We start from the raw sequence: 17,946 nt of genomic DNA on the forward strand, positions 1-17,946 counted from the left end.
TTTTTTTTGCCTGAAAGTTTTGTGCTGTCTGGTCGGGCCTCTTCGCGGGCAAGCCTCGCTCCTACAAAGTTAGTGTCCTATGAACGTATGAACGTATGAACGTATGAGTGTAGGAGCGAGGCTTGCCCGCGAAGAGGCCATCAGCAACGCCTCAGCTATCAGTTCTCCAATGGAATCAACACTTTCTCATCCGGGGCCAACACCATGAACACCAATAGCTTGGCAGGCTTTGTGGCGCTGGCATTTTTCGAGACCAGATGTTCCGAGCCGGCCGGTTCGTACCAGAATTCACCAGCCTTGTAGGTGGTCGCTTTTTCTCCTTTGACTTGAGAAGTGATCTCTCCCGACAGCACGTAGGCCATGGCCGTGCCCTGGTGTTTATGGGCGATGGACGATTGGCCCGGCGCGTAATCGACTTCGATCATCAACGCCTTTTTGCCGGGGGCGTTTTTTAGCATCTGGTCCTGCAGGACGGTGACGTTTTCCGAAGGGGCGGCGGTTTTGTCGGCGAATGCCGAGGCTGAAACGCTCAGCGCCAGGGCGGTGAGAGAGGCGGCAAAAAAGCGAATTGCATTCATGGTTGATTACCTGTGGTGGTGAGTCGTCAGGGACCACAGTAAGCCGCGCTATCGGCGAATCAAACGGCCAATTTTCCGGAAGGTGAGGGGACCAATCACTGATGTTACGTTCCCTGTAGCAGCTGTCGAGCCTGCGAGGCTGCGTTCGGCTGCGAAGCAGTCGTCAAATCAGAACTCGCGGTGCGTCAGACAGATCGCGTCAGCTGGACTCACGACTGCTTCGCAGCCGAACGCAGCCTCGCAGGCTCGACAGCTGCTACGGGGCTGCGATCTTTTGATCTTGTTTTAGACGATAGGAAAGCTGTTGAAGTCGACGGCGTTGGCCAGTCGGCTGTCGATCAGGCCGATAAAGCCTTGCACTTCGGGGCGATTGAAATGCGCTTGCATGGCCGCTTCCGATTGCCAGCGGGCGCTGACCGTCCAGCGGGTGTCGTCTTCGGGGCAGCGGTCGACCATATAGCCGTCACAGCCCGGAAGTTCGCGCAGGGTGTCGACAATCTTTTGCAGTTGCTTGCCCAGTTCGTCCGAGCGACCGGCGGCAGCCTGCACCTTTACGGTGTTGAACACTTGGTTGGACATTACTCACACTCCTGAATCAGGCCGGACGAATCCTGCTCATTGAGGGATAACGCCCATTCAGGATAGGCCTGCACCCCCGGACCGCCAATAGCCAATCACCGGATAAACCCGCAGACCAATCCCTCAGGCAACCTGCTGCAGAATGTCGCGCAAGCGGTCCAGGGCGATGTCGATGTCCAGGGTTTCGATGGCCCCGAATCCCAGGAAAAGCCCGGCCCGTGGCGCTTGCTGGTAAAAAAAGTCGTCCAGGGTATAGAGCCCCACTTCGACTTTTTTCGCGAGTTCGATCACCAATGGAATATCGACCGGCACCTTGCACAGTACTGCCATGTGAAACCCGGCCGTGGTCGGCACCGCCTCGAACCATGGCGAAAGGTCGCCCGCCATCCGCGCCAGGATCCGTTCGCGGCGCCCGGCGTAAATCGTATGGCAACGCCGAATGTGCTTGAGCAGACAGCCTTCGGCGATGAACTTGGCCAGCGCCCATTGGGGCAGGGTGGAGGTGTGCCGGTCGGTGAGCTGCTTGGCACTGATCACCGCTTCGAGAATCGCCGGCGGCAAAATCGCGTACCCCAGCCGCAACTCCGGCAACAGGGTCTTCGAGAAGGTGCCGACGTAGGCAACGATGCCGCGCTCGTCCAGGCTTTGCAGCGAGTCGGTGGGCCGGCCTTCATAGCGGAACTCGCTGTCGTAATCGTCCTCGATGATGATCGCGCCCAGTTCGTGGGCCCGTTCCAGCAACGCCAGCCGACGCTCGTGGCTCATGGGCATGCCCAAGGGGAACTGGTGGGAGGGGGTGACATAAATCAGCCGCGTGCCGTCGGGAATGTGCTCGACCTGAATGCCTTGCGCATCGACCGGTATGCCGACCACCGTTGCGCCATGAGTCCCGAACAACAGGCGCGCTGGCGGGTAACCGGGGTCTTCCATGGCCACGAGGCTGCCCGGTTGGGTCAGCACCCGGGAGATCAGGTCCAGCGCCTGCTGCGCACCGTTGCACACCACCACGTCTTCGTCCTGACAATTGACCCCGCGGGAAAACGCGATATGCCGCGCAATCGCATTGCGCAACGCCGGCAGGCCTTCGGGCAGACTATAGAAACCCTTGGAACCGGCGATCTGGCGCAAGGCATGGGAAGTACAACGGCGCCAGTCGTCCTGCGGGAACTGGCCCTTGCTGGTAGCGCCACCGATGAAATCGTAGCGTAGCGAGCCTTCCAGTGTCGGGTGGCGCAAGAACGTCGGCAACTTGCGCCAGCTCTCGATGACGTCAAAGCTGGCCAACTCCGAATGGCTCTGTTTAAGGACGACTTTTGCCGCCCGGGCATTGACGTAGGTGCCTTTGCCGATCACCCCGGTGAGGAAGTTTTCGTAGGTCAATTGCGCATAGGTGTCGGAAATGGTCTTGCGCGAAATCCCCAGTTGTTCAGCCAGCAAACGGCTGGGCGGCAATTGTGTGCCGGCTGCCAGACGCCCGGATTCGATGGCGCTGCGCAGTTGCCGGTACAGCTGGCCTGCCAGATCCTTGCGGCCGTTGATGACAACATGAAGTTCCATACCGGCGAGGCTCCTGGGGCGATTGTGAGGCGACTGTACGTCGCGCCAGATTACCCGCATGAACGGCTGTGCAGAAGTTGCGTGGGTGAAAAACCTGCGATTGGCCTGCTACCGGGCGGTCCATGGCTTTTTCGCTGAATTGGCTCTGTAACGCTCGTGCATCAGCGCCTAACGTGGAGATACCGATTCGCGCCACGAGGCCGCCGCCATGACCGTTCGCCTGGATTACTACAGCGCATCGCCCAAGGCGATGAAAGCCATGATCGCCATGGAGGCCTTGACCCGTGATCTGAGCATCGAACCGGCGTTGCTGAACCTGATCAAGATCCGCGCCTCGCAGCTCAATGGCTGCGCCTTCTGCACGGACATGCACTCGGTGGACGCACGTCGTATCGGCGAGACCGATCGGCGGCTGTATGCGATCGTGGTCTGGCGTGACAGCGGCTTTTTCAGCCCTCGGGAGCGGGCGGCCCTGGCCTGGACCGAAGCGGTGACCCTGCTTGCGCAAAGCCACGTGCCGGACGATGTTTATGCACTGGCCCGGGAGCAGTTCGGTGAAGGGGAACTGGTCGACCTGACGATGGCCATCAGCGCCATCAACAGCTGGAATCGCCTGGCGGTGAGTTTTCGGCAAACGCCCAGCAGTTGATTATTGGTTTGGTTTTTACCCGTTTGTCACATCAGATTCATGAACGATCAGCAGGATGAAACGGTCAAGGACAGATCGACAGGGAGTCATCGATGTCATTCATGGAATCCGCCGGGCGTCAGGGCGTGGCCGAGTACCGTTCGCCCGTAGAACACAGCAACGCCTCTCACGCACGGATAGCCGGAATCGATCCGGTGTTGCTGCAGGCTTTCAGGGTCAGCGCCCGCTGTGGCTGTTTCATGCAAGCGGCCCGCAGTCTCAACATCAAGTCGACCCAGTTGCGTAAACAATTGGCGCAACTTGAAGCGCAACTGCAGCGCTCGCTGTTCTGCCATTCGGGCAATGGCTTTGCCCTCAGTCGTGACGGGTTGCAGCTTCAGGCGCAGTTGATGGCCTTGGCCCGTGAGCGCGATTTGCCAGTGATCGAACAGCCGTTGGTGCGCCTGGCCGTTGCCGAGTCGATCCTGCACGACATCCTCGGTCGCGACCTGGTCGCGCTGCTGCGGCGCAACGCCAGTGTGCGCCTGGACATCATCTCCCTCGATAGCGAGTTGTCCCTACGGGCGATCAGCGCCGATGTGGTGGTGTGGCTGGCGGGCACCGATTCGCCATCGCCCGGCCCCAGTTTCGCCATCAGCGAGCCCCAGCGTCTGGCACGGCTGGACTATCTGCCGCACATTGCCAAACGTTACTCGCGGGTCGCGGCCCGCCCGGACAGCCTGGGTGACCTGACCGATTTCATGCTGGTGCAATGGCAGCACGACCGCCAGGTCGACAACTTTCTACCGTGGAATAGCTTGGTGGAACAGCGTCTGGCGGGGGTGGTGCAGTTGCATTCCTATGAATTGATGCTGGAGATGATCCGTTGCAGTGCCTGCATCGGTTTGCTGCCGCACTACATGAGCCGATTCGATCGAGGGCTGCTGGCGTTGCCCGGGCTGTTCAACCAACCGATGCAGCGCCAGGTGTGGATGGCGGTTAATGCCGACTCCCGAAATGAGGCCGAGGTGCAGGGGATCGTCGAGCTGATCCGCAACACCTTCAACGAGCGGCGGGAGTGGTTCGAGCAGCTCGACTGAGCTTCTGGCAAGAGTGCGTTTGTGGCGAGGGGCTTGCCCCTGGCCACAGTGCCTGGGCGTCGACCTCAATCCCGCGCCCGAATCCGCCGCCCCAGCACATCCATCACATCACAACCATCGCGCAACAACATCGCCGCCGCGTGCGCCAGTTGCTGCACGTCGGCGCCTTTGGCCTGAGTGATATCAAGACTGGCCAGGCTTTCCATCATCTGCGTCACCGCCAGAAAGCGACTGGCGGCACTGCGGTGCAGCAGATCCAGTGGTGGCTCGGTGGCAACCAGCAGCACCGGCATGTCGCCGTCATTGTGGGTCATTGGCATGTGTGGGTTCATGCTTCACCCCCTGCTTGCGCGCTGTGCAGACCGTCGATGGAGGCCTGCACCAGAGACCGCGCGGTGCCGAGCATTTGCTGGCTGGCCCAGCGGAGTGAGGCGCTGTGCTCTGGGCGGGTGGCGCTGGGAGCTTGATGGGCGAGGGCTTCGGCGCAGCTGAGGTAGACCGCGGCGTGTTCCAGGGCATCGAGTAGCGGGATGCCGGGTTGTACGGCGAAGAGGTGGTGGTCGACGTGATCGCAGGGGGCGAAGGGGGTGGATTTTGTGGTTGGTTCCGTCATGGGTGTAGCTCCGTGAGATTCAAAAGAGCTGCCACGAAAATCGCCGTCAAACGAAATTGGGTGGCAACTGTGCGTGGGTTGACGGACCGGTCTCACGAACCCGGCGCACCCGAAGGTGCCCCGCGCACAGTCGCCATAAAGAAATGCAACGGGCACAAAAGTGCTCGAGCAGAGAAAGGCTATGCACGTCGTAAGAAAATTCGAGCCGTCAAACCCGATCACGAATGAGTCGTGACAGGCGCGAGGATAGGGAGTGAGGGCAGGGCAGTCAACCGCTGAAGCGCTGCTTTGCGTGTAGGTCTGTGTCGGTATGAATTCCACTCGTTCTGCCTTCTACAAGCGGCAGACCCGGTTCCAGAAATGACGCAGATCCCTGTGGGAGCGCGCTTGCTCGCGAAGGCGGTTATTCAGTCGACCTGGATGTTGAATGACACACCGCCTTCGCGAGCAAGCCCGCTCCCACATTTTAATCTCGCCACTCATGGGAATGGCGGTTTAGAGTGATCGGCCACATCTCGATCAAGGATGAACCCACCATGCCCGACCACGACCCGGCCATCCATCTTGAACGTTTCAACGAATCCCACATCGAGGGTGTCACCGCCCTCTACAACGACCCGGCTGTGGCCCGTCAGGTGCTGCAAATGCCGTTTCAGTCCACCGAAGTCTGGCGCCAACGCCTGATGGCGGACAATGAACGGGCGGTGAAACTGGTGGCGCTGCACCAGGGAATGGTCATCGGCAACATCGGTCTGGAACAGTTTTCGCGTGTTCGCCGCAGCCACGCCGGCAGCTTCGGTATGGGTGTGGCCGTGGCTTGGCAAGGCAAGGGGGTCGGTTCGAAGCTGCTGGCAGCGGCGCTCGACGTCGCCGATAACTGGATGAACCTGCAACGGGTCGAACTCTCGGTGTACGCCGACAACGAAGCGGCCGTCGGCCTGTACCGAAAATTCGGCTTCGAGACCGAAGGCCTGTTCCGCGACTATGCTGTGCGTGACGGTCGGCTGGTCGATACCCTGAGCATGGCGCGCCTGCGTCGCACGCCCAAGGCCGATTGAGTCAGTCGCCCAAGGCAAACGCCACCGCCGCCTGCGCGTGCAGTTCGGTGGTGTCGAACAAGGGCAGGGCGCTGTGCTCGGGTTTGATCAGCAGCCCGATCTCGGTGCAGCCGAGGATGATCGCCTGGGCGCCGCGTTCGGTCAGCGCTTCGATCACCCGTTGATAAACCTGGCGCGACGCCTCGCTGATTACCCCGACGCACAACTCGTCATAGATGATCCGGTGCACCGCCCGACGTTCTTCGGCCTCCGGCACCAGCACCGTCAGGCCTTTGGCCGTCAGACGTGCCTTGAGAAAGTCCTGCTCCATGGTGAATGCAGTACCGAGCAGGCCCACCCGCAGCGCACCGGCATCCAGCGCCGCCTGAGCGGCAGGGTCGGCAATGTGCAGGAACGGAACATCTATCGCGGACTGAATCTGCCCGGCCACCTTGTGCATGGTGTTGGTACACAGCACCACGCAGTCAGCGCCGCCAGCCTCCAGGCGTTGCGCGGCATCCACCAGAATCGCCGCCGCATCGTCCCAGCGCCCGGCATGCTGGGCCTGTTCGACAGGGCCGAAGTCGACGCTGTACATTAGCAATTTCGCCGAACGCAAAGGCCCGAGGCGATCGCGTACCTGCTGGTTGATGAGGCGGTAATACTCGGCGCTGGACTCCCAGCTCATGCCGCCGATAAGGCCGATGGTGCGCATGTCGTACTCCTGTGAATGGCAAACCCTTGGGGGAGAGTGTCCAGTGGATCATTGTTCCGATCTATCAGGAAATTTCACATGCCCGGTGTGCTGAACGAGAACCTGTTGGGCGGCAGACTCTGCCTGCAACTCTTGCCTCGTGCGCCTTACAGTGCGCGGGATCCGGCGCAGTCGCAAACCCTCGGGGTGACGCTGGAACGTCAGCAGGGCGTGCACGCGATCGATTCTGACCGGCGGACGGATTTCGATACCTGGCCGGGCGTATTGGCGTACACGCCGGTCGGCGTGGAGGTGTTTTCCGAATCGGCCTCTGGGGGGGAGTATCTACTGATGCGGCTGGACGAGCCGTTCGCCAGCGAACGGTTACCGGCTGTCGCTCACCGCATGCAATCTTGCGGCAATCGGCGTGCGCTGACCCTGGCGCGAGATATGCGGCGTCAGTTGCTCGCCACGCAGCCCGACCTGCTGGCGCTTGAGCAATCTGCCGTGGCGCTGGTTGGCGTCGCGGGTTCGATAACCGATACAACGCAGCATGCCACGTCCAAGGCCTTTGCCCGAGTCATGGAACAGATCGCCGAGCAGTTCCAGCACCCCCTCACGCTGGAACAATTGGCTGTCACCTATGGGCACAACGAACTGCGCTTTCTGCGTGATTTCACCCGCACTATCGGCCTGACACCCCACGCTTACCTCGTTGAAGTGCGGCTTCAGGCCGCACGCAGGCTGATCGAGCGCACGGCGCTACCCTTGGCCAGCATCGCTCTGGATGTCGGCTTCGCCCATCAGTCCCACATGGGCAGTGCCTTTCGCAAATACCTGGCCATGACCCCCAGCCAGTACCGCTCGCGCTTTTAGTCGTACGCCGGCAGCGCGCATCTGCCATGCTCAAAGTCCGCAGCAGCGCTTCAACCAAAGGAACACCGCAATGGACGATGTACAGCAACTGGGTGAGATGCTTCGCCACTACGCAGAAAGCGAAGCGCACAAGAAGCAACAGTTTGAGGCGCAATCGGCCGTGTGGGCGACGCGCATTGGTGAGTTGTTCGATCAGATCCAGCAGTGGCTGGCACCGGTCCTGGCGCCGAACCTGCTGGAAGTGAGCCGCGAGGCCTATGTCGCGTCCGGGCCGAGCGTGCCGGTGGAGACGTCGACGTTCAAGACCGAAAAACTGAGCATCGTCATCGCAGGGAAACCGGTTGAATTCGTGCCGGATGTGATGGGCGCGGGTGGGCAGATTTCCCTGGCCGTGATGGGGTTGACCGCGGCGCGCTATGGCAGCATTTCGCTGGTGTGCCTGCCACCGTCCAGCGCTTGGCAATGGCGCAAGACCAATGGCCTGAAAGACCCGGACACGTTTGCCTTCGATGCGAACTTTTTGGCGCAGCAACTGCAGAGCCTGATTCCCCGCGAGCGCAACTAATCGATACTCAACCCTGTGGGAGCGGGCTTGCCCGCGATTGCGGAGTGTCAGTCGATACAAATGTTGAATGTTAAGCCGCCATCGCGGGCAAGCCCGCTCCCACAGTGGATGGGGTGTACCTCAGATTTCGAGGTTGCCCCAGCCCGGCTTCGCCTCTTCCGGGGCGATGGCATTCACTTTCTTGCCGGTGGCCAATTCCACCCGCCGCGCCACCTCGGGGTCATCCGCAAACGGTATCAGGCTGGCATCGTCCAGGCTCTCGTTTGTCTGGTGTTTGAGGCAGTATTCGATCGCCAGCCAAAGCCCCAGCAGACCCAATAAATTCAGCGCCATCTCGATCATGTCGGGCTCCTTGCCTCAGGCATACTGCGCTTCAAGTTCGGCCATCTTCACATCTGCAACCCGCACCGTACGCCACACGTTATAAGCCATCAGCAGCATGCCGCTGAGGAAGAACACCCCGCCGACAAACCGCACGATGAAGCCCGGATGGCTGGCCTGCAACGCCTCGACGAACGAGTAGGTCAGCGTGCCGTCGTCGTTGATCGCACGCCACATCAAGCCCTGGGTGATGCCGTTGACCCACATCGAGGCGATGTACAGCACGGTGCCGATGGTCGCCAGCCAGAAGTGCAGGTTGATCAGCGGCACGCTGTGCATTTGCGTGCGGCCAAAGACTTTCGGGACCATGTGGTAGATGGCGCCGAAGGTGATCATCGCTACCCAGCCGAGCGCGCCGGCGTGCACGTGGCCGATGGTCCAGTCGGTGTAGTGGGAGAGGGCATTGACCGTCTTGATCGCCATCATTGGCCCTTCGAAGGTCGACATGCCGTAGAAGGCCAGGGATAGCACGAGGAAGCGCAGGATCGGGTCGGTGCGCAACTTATGCCAGGCGCCCGAGAGCGTCATCATGCCGTTGATCATCCCGCCCCAGCTCGGCGCCAGCAGAATCAGCGACATCGCCATGCCCAGAGACTGCGCCCAGTCCGGCAACGCGGTGTAGTGCAGATGGTGCGGGCCAGCCCAGATGTACAGGGTGATCAACGCCCAGAAGTGCACGATCGACAAGCGATAGGAATACACCGGCCGACCCACCTGTTTCGGCACGAAGTAATACATCATCCCGAGAAACCCGGTGGTGAGGAAAAAGCCCACCGCGTTGTGGCCGTACCACCACTGCACCATCGCGTCGGTGGCCCCGGAATACACCGGATACGACTTGAACCAGTCCACCGGAATCGACAGGTGATTGACCACGTGCAGCATCGCGATCACCACGATGAACGCGCCAAAGAACCAGTTGCCGACGTAGATATGCCTGGTCTTGCGGCGCACCACGGTGGTGAAGAACACGACGGCGTAGGCGAGCCAGACCACCGTCATCCACACCGCGCCGGAGAACTCGATCTCGGCGTATTCCTTGGTGGTGGTGTAGCCCAGCGGCAGGCTTATCAGCATCACCACAATCACCGATTGCCAGCCCCAGAAGGTGAATGCGGCGAGCTTGTCCGAGAACAGCCGTACCTGGCAGGTGCGCTGCACGGCGTAGTAACTGGCGGCGAATTGCGCGCTGCCGGCAAAGCCGAAAATCACCAGGCTGGTGTGCAGCGGGCGCAAGCGGCCGAAGGTGGTCCATGGCAGGTCGAGGTTCATCTCGGGCCATACCAGTTGCGAGGCGATCCATACCCCCATCGCCATCCCGACGACGCCCCATACCACAGTTGCCACGACGAATTGGCGGACGACCTTGTAGTTATAGGCCAGTCCGATTGTTGCTGTGCTCATGGTCAGTTCTTCCACGGTTGCAAAGTCTTGCCAGGCCACCCGGTCTGGCATGCCATGAACTGTAGAAACCCTGCCGGAAACAAAACAGTCTCAGGAAACTTTCATTTATACGGATCAGATGCGGGGCACGCCTGCGGCCATCAGTCGCGTCCTGATACGGTTTTTTAGTGTTTAGCTGAATCTGTAACGTACTGCGCTGTTGCTTCATAGTCATCACCACAAACATCCGAAACCCCGTAGCAGCTGCCGAGCCCGCGAGGCTGCGTTCGGCTGCGCAGCAGTCGTGAAAGCTAACGACGCGGTCTGTCAGGTGAACCGGGAGTGCAGGGTTTGCGACTGCTGCGCAGCCGAACGCAGCCTCGCGGGCTCGGCAGCTGCTACGGGCGATGCGGCGCCGCGGGTAGCGGGTGAGAACTTTCCTGATGAGGTAGCCACATGTATCAATACGATGACTATGACCGGGCCCTGGTGTTCGAGCGTGTTGCGCAGTTTCGCGATCAGGTCGAACGTTTCATGGCCGGCGAATTGAGCGAAGAAGAGTTCCTGCCCCTGCGTTTGCAGAATGGCCTGTACATGCAAAAACACGCCTACATGCTGCGCGTGGCGATTCCTTACGGCACCCTGAGCGCCAGGCAAATGCGCACTCTGGCGAGCATTGCCCGGGACTACGATCGTGGTTACGGCCACTTCACCACCCGGCAAAACATGCAGTTCAACTGGATCGAACTGGCTCAGGTTCCGGACATCCTCGAACGCCTTGCCCAAGTGGAAATGCATGCGATCCAGACCTCCGGCAACTGCGTGCGCAACATCACCACCGAAGCCTTCGCCGGCGTTGCGGCGGACGAGCTGATGGACCCGCGTCCGCTGGCGGAGATCCTGCGGCAATGGTCGACCATCAACCCGGAATTCCTGTTCCTGCCGCGCAAGTTCAAGATCGCCATTTGCTCGTCGAAACAGGACCGCGCGGCGATCATGATGCATGACATCGGTCTTTATCTTTATCGCGACGACAGCGGGCAAATGCTCTTGCGGGTGATTGTGGGTGGCGGGTTGGGGCGTACGCCGATTCTCGGTCTGCAGATTCGCGAAGGCTTGCCGTGGCAGCATTTGCTGTCTTATGTCGAGGCGGTGCTGCGGGTCTACAACCGCCACGGACGGCGTGATAACAAGTACAAGGCGCGGATCAAGATTCTGGTCAAGGCGCTGGGGATCGAAGCGTTCGCCAAGGAAGTGGAGGAGGAGTGGCAACACCTCAAGGACGGCCCGGCGCAGTTGACCGACGTCGAGTATGAGCGTGTCGCCAGTGCCTTTGTGCCACCCGATTACCGTTCACTGGCCGGCACCGACCTGGACTTCGGCACACGCCTGGCCGAGCACCCGGCGTTCGCCCGTTGGGTGGCGCGCAACGTTCAGCCGCACAAGGTGCCGGGGTATGCCAGCGTGGTGCTGTCGACCAAACCGGGCATCGCCGCGCCGCCGGGGGATGTCACGGCCGAGCAAATGGAAGCGGTGGCGCAGTGGTCCGAGCAGTTCGGTTTCGGCGAAATCCGCATCGCCCATGAACAGAACATCGTCCTGCCGGATGTGCCCAAGGCCGATCTTCATGTGCTGTGGTGCCTGGCCTGCGAGCAAGGCCTGGGGAGTGCCAACATCGGCTTGCTGACCGACATCATCGCTTGCCCCGGCGGCGACTTCTGCGCCCTGGCCAACGCCAAGTCGATCCCCATCGCGCAAGCGATTCAGGCGCGTTTCGACGATCTGGATTACCTGCATGACCTGGGCGACATCAGCCTGAACATCTCCGGCTGCATGAACGCCTGCGGCCATCACCACATCGGCAACATCGGCATCCTTGGCGTCGACAAGAACGGCAGCGAGTGGTACCAGATCACCCTCGGCGGCGCCCAGGGCAAGAACAGCGCGTTGGGCAAGGTCATCGGCCCGTCCTTCAGTGCCGCCGAAGTGCCCGATGTGATTGAACGGATCATCGGCACGTTCGTGCGCTACCGCGAGAGCGAAGAACTGTTCGTCGATACCCTGGCGCGCATCGGTCTGGAGCCATTCAAGGAGCGGGTTTATCCGAAGGTGCTGGAGGTGTCGGCATGAACAATCTGGTGCGTTTGCGAGAGGGCGGTGCCGAGTGGGTGCGCGATGACCCGTGGCAGTTGATTCGTGAAACGACCGGTGAACTGCCAACCGGGCCGCTGATCCTGCCATTACCCCAGTGGCTGGCGCTTAACGCCGATACCACAACCGCGCTCGAAGGTGTCTGGCTCGGTCCAGACGATGAAGTGACAAATCTGATTCCGTGGTTCCCCGACCTGCCGCTGATTGCCCTGGACTTCCCGAGTTTTCGCGACGGACGCGCTTACAGCCAGGCCTATCTGTTGCGTACGCGATTCGGTTGGCAAGGCGAATTGCGCGCGATTGGCGATGTGCTGCGCGATCAACTCAGCCACATGCGCCAATGCGGCTTCGACAGCTTTGCCGTGCGCGAAGACAAGTCTGCCGAAGATGCGCTGAAGGGATTGGCGGGGATGAGCGTGTTGTATGGGCGTTCGGTGATTGAGCCGCGGCCGTTGTTTCGACGGCGTTGAGGCTTGCCCCGATGCCAGTGAGCTAAGCGCAATTCTTGTGGGAGCGGGCTTGCTCGCGAAGGTGGTAGATCAGTCAATTTATTTGTTAAGTGACACACCGCACTCGCGAGCAAGCCCGCTCCCACAAGGACTGCGTTTTAACTCGCCGACTTGAATCTAACCCCTTGGCTACAGGGATCTTCCTTGTCCAGGTCTTTTTGCTTGGGCCACTGATGGCATTTTGGTAGAGTCCGCGTCTCTTAAGGAGCTGGTGAAGAAAGGAGTCTGGTTTGGGCGCGGGCAAGAAGATTTTAGGGTTGATGGCGCTGTTGCTGATGGCGGCCCTGTGGGGCAGTTACTTTTATGTGTTCAAAGAGAACCGTAACGGCCAGCTCGGGGATGCATTCGACAGCTACGCCTGGTGCGGCACGCCGCCCGCCAGCGATAGCAGCGGGCAGGGCAAGGATCAACTGTCGCTGCGTATCACCAACAACGTTCACGGCGAGTTCATGCTCTCGGGGGCGGTTGTCGTGTCCGAGCGCACCTTTGATCGCTATGACCTGGGCCGCAACGAACTGCGGCTGCGCATGGAGCCGCTGCAGTGGTCCTACGGCGTTGCGCCGATTTTCATGGAACAGGTCAAGATCAAACCCCTGAGCCGCAATCTGTCTTCAGTCAACAAAAGTGCCTACGCCGAACTTGAGTCCCGGCCCATCGACGTCCAGGGGCGTGCGACGGATTTTCCATTCGACACCTACCGCTACGGCTACAAACCGGTGCTGTACTACCTCAAGGGTAACGAGCGCGTCGACCTGCGTTTCAAAAACGTCACCACCAGCATGCAGATGTCGAACACCTTCACTCCGATCCAGAAATACAACCGTGCCGAGTACATCAACGAGAAAAATTCGTTGATCAGCGAGCAAGACTATAAGCCCTACGGCGCCAACGAATGTGCATTCAGCGTCGAGCGCAAAGGCTCGTTCAAGGTGATTGTGTTGCTGTTGTTGCTGGTGATGTGCCTGCCGCTGCTGCACGTGTTCTATCGCGACGAGCCGGGGATCGACTTTCTCGCGACGCTGGTGAGTATCGGCGCGATCCGGGTGTTCCTGGTGGGGCCATTGAACGACTTCCAGCTGTACACCATCGACTTCCTGTTCGGCGCGGTGATTATCCTGGTGGGCACGGTGTCGTTGATCAAGGCGATGCGGGCCAATAGCCGGCGGGAGTTGGCAGCGAAAAGCGGGTCTTCGTGGTGAACCGGATTCGGGGACGCACGAAGCGTTCGTTGCCCGTGAAGGGGTCTTTGAATAGTGCCGCATTGTAATTTTCGATACAAAAACGCCGAGCATTAGCTATACCTGTAACTCCCGTATGCAATACCGTGGCCGTCCTTCTGACAGGAGTTAAAGCATGAAGCTTGCGTTAATGATGAGCACACTGTGCGTCGCCTCGATCGGGGTAGTGGGTTGCGCCAGCAAAGTCGTCGAGCCAGACCAGTACTCCGGCTTTCTCAAGGATTACAGTCAGCTCAAGGAAGCCAAGTCGCCATCGGGCGCCGTGGTTATGCGTTGGGTCGATCCCAAGCTCAATGTCAACAAATACACCAGTGCCTACATCGAGCCGACTCAGCTCTACCCCAAACCGCAACCGACAGCGAAAATCCCTCAGACAACGCTGAACGGCATTACCAGCTACTACGATCAGGCGCTCAAGCGCGAACTGGGTAAATCCCTGCCACTGGCCAGCGGCCCCGGCCCGGGCGTGATCGTGGTGCGTGCGGCGATTACCGCCGTCAGCAGCAAGACCGAAAGCCTCAAGCCTTATGAAGTGATCCCGATCGCCTTGGTGGCGGCGGCCGTCAGCACCGCGAGCGGTATTCGCGATCAGCAAACCGATCTGGCCACCGAAGCGGTGTTTCTCGATGGCAGCACCAATAAAGTCATCGCCCAGGTGGTGCGCAAGGGCACCGGCAAACCGCTGGAAAACGAAGATCAGGTGATGAAGGCCGATGACGTGAAAAACGTGATCGATGGCTGGGCTTCGGACATGAATCAGTCGTTTGTAAAGTTCAAGTCCAAGTAACGCGGGTTTATTGCTCGCGCAAGATCGTTCCCAGGCATGGGAACGATCAATCCCCCTTGGCTATTCCCCCAAGATGTCGGCCTGTATGACAGTGAGCGCAATCGGCGCTGCATGACTTTGCATTGTCTGGGCACCGACACCACAACTGGCGAAAAGCGCCATCAGGCTGAATCCCGCGACGCGAAGCAAACCTTTCATAGACGTTTCCTCATTTTCCGACGATGACATTCGGTCTGGCCTGCATGAAGGCTTTTTTTACTCTAGCAGGTGGTTGTCGCGTCAACTGTCTAATCATGCTGCTCTTTTGTCGACCCAATCCCTTTGAATGTCGAACCTCGCGTAGGAGCTGCCGAAGGCTGCGATCTTTTGATCTTGCTCTTTCCGAGCGAGCCAACAACAGGATCAAAATATCGCAGCCTTCGGTAGCTCTTACGGGGGTGTCAGGATGTGCTTCAGTGTTTCTTTATCGGCTCTCGCGATCTAAATCCACACCTATAACTATGTACCGCACCTGACTGCGGCTTGATCGACATGCTGTGCCCTACAGACAAGGAGTGGCTGTATGGCACAAAACATATTGAACGATGAATCGACAGGAGAAGTTGTCATCAGGCCGGGACCATCATCCTCGGGCAGCGTTTTAAGCGTCGGTGGAGGGGTTTCAGGCGGATTCGGTGGTACGAGCAGCAAGAAGAGAAAAAGGGCCCGAAAACGGACGCTGAAACGTCGTTGGTGGTCGCGCAAACACAACTCGCTGATGAGCGCTATCAGCAAGGAGTAGGGCCGACTCAGGCGTCCGGGCTGTTTTTTGCACCGCTTGCCTTCGCCGATGCGCGACCGGCTATTTTCCTGGATAGCGGCCTTTCGCGACCCTTGGAAATCCATCGGGTTGCGCTGCAAAAGGCCATACGTTGATCGTAAGGTCACTCCGTTTCCATGAACAGCATTGCCCCGAGTGGTTATGTGAGTCCCGCAACTAGTGTTCCCTTAGGGCCTGTGGTGCTAGTAAATGAAACTCTTTGTCCTTCCTTGAAATGCGGCTTTTCAGATCTAACCGTGACTTCATTGGAATTGCCATCGACAATAACGACGACATCGTATTGTCTTGGAGGGGTATAACCTCCTGAGGAGGGGTAGCTGAAGGAAGTAACGGACTTGATGACCCCGTAATATGTCGTGGTCACTATTGGCGTTGGCATGCTGGCTCTCCTTGCTCTAAAAAGCTTAAGGTTTTTGCGCGCTAAAGAAGCTTATCGCTGCCAAACCGATGTAACTCCGTGTCTTCAAGGATTGCTACTGACATATTTGACAGGTTGAACGTTTTTAGAGAGCGAAAGCGCTACCGATCGTCGTTTTGTCCAAGTGAGTTGTTCGCGGGCCCAGAAAACCGCCTTCTCCTGTGTTGGAAAAAGCGGGTCAATTGGCCAATGTTTCCGGGATAGCTAGCAATTACGCGATACGATGTAGTTCCTATCTCGGAACTGATCAGTTTTTTTTCATTTGCTCGCGTATCTGCTCTTCCTGCTCGCGCAGTTGCGGGGTGAACTCCTCGCCGAAATCCTCCGCCCCATAGATCGGGCGGATCTCGATCTCTGCTTCGGTGCCCGGCATCGGATTCGGGCAGCGTTTAACCCACTCGATCGCTTCCTCTTTCGACTTGACCTCCCAAATCCAGTAACCGGCGATCAGTTCCTTGGTTTCAATAAACGGACCGTCGATCACCGTGCGCTTGTCACCCGAGAAACGCACGCGCGCGCCTTTGCTGCTGGGCTGCAGGCCATCGCAATCGATGAGGATGCCGGCCTTGGCCAGTTCCTCGTTGTAGTTGCCCATCGCGGTCATCAGTTCTTCGCTGGGCATCACGCCGGCCTCGGAATCGGGGCTGGCCTTTACAATGATCATGAATCGCATGGTTTTGTCTCCGTTGTAATGTGAGTTAATCACTGTCTAGTCGAATGGCCAGGCGCAAAATCGACAACGCGGCTAAAGAAATATCGCACAAACCTTCTGACGCCCCGTATCCCGCGGGGGGATAGGTCGGATTTTAGTGTAGTGGTAGTCTGCGAATTCTCTGGCCATTGGAATGCCACTGTTTATGCCCGTACTGGAACTCACCACGCTGATCCCCAATCGCACGCCCTCGCAAGTCCTCGACTTCTGCCTGGAAGGCGTGAATTTCCCGAAGATTTTCCCGGAACGGGTTACACCGTTGGGTGATATCGACCTGAACAACCTGCGCATCGAAGCCGGCCGCCAGTTCCGGTTTCGACACTGGATGTTCAACGTCATCCCGTCGAACTGGACGGTGGTGATCCGGGAGGTTGGCGACACGCATTTCATCGATGAAATGCTCAAGGGGCCGCTGCGTGCCTTTCGTCATGAACATCGGGTGGGGGTGGGTGAGGGCGGTACGCTGTACACCGACCGCGTGACCTATGCGGCGATTGGCGGTGCTTTGACTGAAGGGCTGCTGGTGAATGCTTACATGCGGCGGATTTTCGCGGCGCGGCACCGCAATATGTTGCGGTTGCTCGGATAGTGCGAGCAGGTATGCGGTCCCACAGGGTTGTGCAGTGTTTGTAAGTTTTGTTGGAGCGCTTGTATCCAGTTTGCGCGACGACCTATCACAATTTGTATCTGGGCATAGGTCCTCAGCCCATTTCGTGGTTAACTTCGGCCTCGTCAAAATTCTCTACATCAACGTTCAGAAGGACTCCGTTCATGGCTCAAGTCACTCTTAAAGGCAACCCGGTTCAAGTCAACGGCCAACTGCCACAAGCCGGTTCCCAGGCGCCAGCCTTTTCCCTGGTTGCCGGCAATCTGTCCGACGTGACCCTGGCGAGCTTCGCCGGCAAGCGCAAAGTGCTGAACATCTTCCCAAGCGTCGACACCCCGACCTGCGCCACCTCGGTGCGCAAGTTCAACGCCCAGGCCAATGATGTGGCCAACACCGTCGTGCTGTGCATCTCCGCCGACCTGCCGTTCGCCCAAGCCCGCTTCTGCGGCGCCGAAGGCCTGGAAAACGTACAGAACCTGTCGACTCTGCGCGGTGCCGAGTTCAAGGAAAACTACGGCGTGGCCATCGCCGATGGTCCACTCAAAGGCCTGACCGCCCGTGCCGTCGTGGTTCTGGACGAAAACGACAAGGTTCTGCACAGCGAACTGGTCAAGGAAATCGCTGAAGAACCGAACTACGACGCAGCGCTCGCCGTTCTGAAGTAAGCAAAGTTTTACAATTGTTAACGGCCTGGCCCTGTCCAGGCCGTTTTC

General features: G+C 59.1%; 21 protein-coding genes. 11 read left to right on the forward strand and 10 right to left on the reverse strand.

What is annotated here, in order from left to right:
• Positions 1-158: 158 nt before the first annotated feature.
• The 3 genes from AC30D7_RS03470 to pdxR form a co-directional block, all read right to left on the reverse strand.
• The gene (locus AC30D7_RS03470) at positions 159-578 is read right to left on the reverse strand and encodes a cupin domain-containing protein (protein ID WP_490133060.1); all 420 of its coding nucleotides are present in this window, start codon (positions 576-578) and stop codon (positions 159-161) included.
• A gap of 285 nt (positions 579-863) precedes the next feature.
• Positions 864-1,157 (reverse strand): putative quinol monooxygenase, encoded by a 294-nt coding sequence (locus tag AC30D7_RS03475; RefSeq protein WP_490133061.1) that lies wholly within the window; start codon positions 1,155-1,157, stop codon positions 864-866.
• A gap of 123 nt (positions 1,158-1,280) precedes the next feature.
• Entirely contained in the window at positions 1,281-2,714 is a 1,434-nt protein-coding gene (pdxR, locus tag AC30D7_RS03480) for a MocR-like pyridoxine biosynthesis transcription factor PdxR (protein ID WP_490133062.1), read from the reverse strand.
• Between the two features lie 208 nt (positions 2,715-2,922).
• On the opposite strand from pdxR, the gene AC30D7_RS03485 reads away from it, so the two are divergent.
• Both AC30D7_RS03485 and AC30D7_RS03490 read left to right on the forward strand, forming a co-directional pair.
• The gene (locus tag AC30D7_RS03485; RefSeq protein WP_019579292.1) at positions 2,923-3,363 is read left to right on the forward strand and encodes a carboxymuconolactone decarboxylase family protein; all 441 of its coding nucleotides are present in this window, start codon (positions 2,923-2,925) and stop codon (positions 3,361-3,363) included.
• A 92-nt stretch (positions 3,364-3,455) separates the two neighbouring features.
• Entirely contained in the window at positions 3,456-4,442 is a 987-nt protein-coding gene (locus AC30D7_RS03490; RefSeq protein ID WP_490133063.1) for a LysR substrate-binding domain-containing protein, read from the forward strand.
• Positions 4,443-4,507: 65 nt separating this feature from the next.
• On the opposite strand, the gene AC30D7_RS03495 is transcribed toward AC30D7_RS03490, so the two are convergent.
• Positions 4,508-4,774, reverse strand: a complete 267-nt coding sequence (locus AC30D7_RS03495; RefSeq protein WP_490133064.1) for a short-chain dehydrogenase — start codon at positions 4,772-4,774, stop codon at positions 4,508-4,510.
• Positions 4,771-5,055, reverse strand: coding sequence for a DUF3077 domain-containing protein (locus tag AC30D7_RS03500; protein ID WP_490133065.1), 285 nt, complete (start codon positions 5,053-5,055; stop codon positions 4,771-4,773). Before AC30D7_RS03500 ends, AC30D7_RS03495 begins: the two co-directional genes overlap by 4 nt.
• A gap of 536 nt (positions 5,056-5,591) precedes the next feature.
• On the opposite strand from AC30D7_RS03500, the gene AC30D7_RS03505 reads away from it, so the two are divergent.
• On the forward strand, positions 5,592-6,113 hold the full coding sequence (locus AC30D7_RS03505) for a GNAT family N-acetyltransferase (RefSeq protein WP_490133274.1): 522 nt from the start codon (positions 5,592-5,594) through the stop codon (positions 6,111-6,113).
• A gap of 1 nt (position 6,114) precedes the next feature.
• Here the strand turns inward: AC30D7_RS03505 and AC30D7_RS03510 are convergent, their stop codons facing one another.
• The gene (locus AC30D7_RS03510) at positions 6,115-6,807 is read right to left on the reverse strand and encodes an aspartate/glutamate racemase family protein (protein ID WP_490133066.1); all 693 of its coding nucleotides are present in this window, start codon (positions 6,805-6,807) and stop codon (positions 6,115-6,117) included.
• Positions 6,808-6,885: 78 nt separating this feature from the next.
• Here AC30D7_RS03510 and AC30D7_RS03515 point away from each other — a divergent pair, with 78 nt between their 5' ends.
• Together AC30D7_RS03515 and AC30D7_RS03520 are read left to right on the forward strand one after the other, a co-directional pair.
• On the forward strand, positions 6,886-7,662 hold the full coding sequence (locus AC30D7_RS03515) for a helix-turn-helix domain-containing protein (protein WP_490133067.1): 777 nt from the start codon (positions 6,886-6,888) through the stop codon (positions 7,660-7,662).
• 70 nt (positions 7,663-7,732) lie between these two features.
• On the forward strand, positions 7,733-8,227 hold the full coding sequence (locus tag AC30D7_RS03520; protein ID WP_490133068.1) for a hypothetical protein: 495 nt from the start codon (positions 7,733-7,735) through the stop codon (positions 8,225-8,227).
• A gap of 120 nt (positions 8,228-8,347) precedes the next feature.
• Here the strand turns inward: AC30D7_RS03520 and AC30D7_RS03525 are convergent, their stop codons facing one another.
• Together AC30D7_RS03525 and ccoN are read right to left on the reverse strand one after the other, a co-directional pair.
• Positions 8,348-8,569, reverse strand: a complete 222-nt coding sequence (locus tag AC30D7_RS03525; RefSeq protein ID WP_490133069.1) for a cbb3-type cytochrome c oxidase subunit 3 — start codon at positions 8,567-8,569, stop codon at positions 8,348-8,350.
• Between the two features lie 15 nt (positions 8,570-8,584).
• A complete protein-coding gene (gene ccoN, locus AC30D7_RS03530) occupies positions 8,585-10,012 on the reverse strand; it encodes a cytochrome-c oxidase, cbb3-type subunit I (protein ID WP_490133070.1) in 1,428 nt (475 codons plus the stop codon).
• A 435-nt stretch (positions 10,013-10,447) separates the two neighbouring features.
• On the opposite strand from ccoN, the gene AC30D7_RS03535 reads away from it, so the two are divergent.
• From AC30D7_RS03535 to AC30D7_RS03550, 4 genes are all read left to right on the forward strand, one after another.
• Positions 10,448-12,121 carry a nitrite/sulfite reductase gene (locus tag AC30D7_RS03535; protein ID WP_490133071.1) on the forward strand — a complete coding sequence of 558 codons (1,674 nt, stop codon included), beginning with the start codon at positions 10,448-10,450 and terminating at the stop codon, positions 12,119-12,121.
• Complete coding sequence (locus AC30D7_RS03540; protein WP_490133072.1) at positions 12,118-12,612, forward strand: DUF934 domain-containing protein; 495 nt, start codon at positions 12,118-12,120, stop codon at positions 12,610-12,612. The genes AC30D7_RS03535 and AC30D7_RS03540 overlap by 4 nt, the downstream gene beginning before the upstream one ends.
• Positions 12,613-12,881: 269 nt before the next feature.
• Positions 12,882-13,850 (forward strand): hypothetical protein, encoded by a 969-nt coding sequence (locus AC30D7_RS03545; RefSeq protein ID WP_490133073.1) that lies wholly within the window; start codon positions 12,882-12,884, stop codon positions 13,848-13,850.
• A 154-nt stretch (positions 13,851-14,004) separates the two neighbouring features.
• Positions 14,005-14,676 carry a DUF3313 domain-containing protein gene (locus AC30D7_RS03550; protein WP_490133074.1) on the forward strand — a complete coding sequence of 224 codons (672 nt, stop codon included), beginning with the start codon at positions 14,005-14,007 and terminating at the stop codon, positions 14,674-14,676.
• A 60-nt stretch (positions 14,677-14,736) separates the two neighbouring features.
• Here the strand turns inward: AC30D7_RS03550 and AC30D7_RS03555 are convergent, their stop codons facing one another.
• Positions 14,737-14,874, reverse strand: a complete 138-nt coding sequence (locus tag AC30D7_RS03555; protein WP_490133075.1) for a hypothetical protein — start codon at positions 14,872-14,874, stop codon at positions 14,737-14,739.
• Positions 14,875-16,161: 1,287 nt separating this feature from the next.
• Entirely contained in the window at positions 16,162-16,587 is a 426-nt protein-coding gene (locus AC30D7_RS03560) for a YciI family protein (protein ID WP_490133076.1), read from the reverse strand.
• A 184-nt stretch (positions 16,588-16,771) separates the two neighbouring features.
• Between AC30D7_RS03560 and AC30D7_RS03565 the strand changes: the two genes are divergently transcribed.
• Positions 16,772-17,215: an SRPBCC family protein gene (locus AC30D7_RS03565; protein ID WP_490133077.1), complete on the forward strand. Its 444-nt coding sequence runs from the start codon at positions 16,772-16,774 to the stop codon at positions 17,213-17,215.
• Between the two features lie 182 nt (positions 17,216-17,397).
• A complete protein-coding gene (gene tpx, locus AC30D7_RS03570; RefSeq protein WP_018926141.1) occupies positions 17,398-17,898 on the forward strand; it encodes a thiol peroxidase in 501 nt (166 codons plus the stop codon).
• Positions 17,899-17,946 lie beyond the last annotated feature (48 nt).

Source organism: Pseudomonas sp. DF5, from assembly GCF_058148225.1.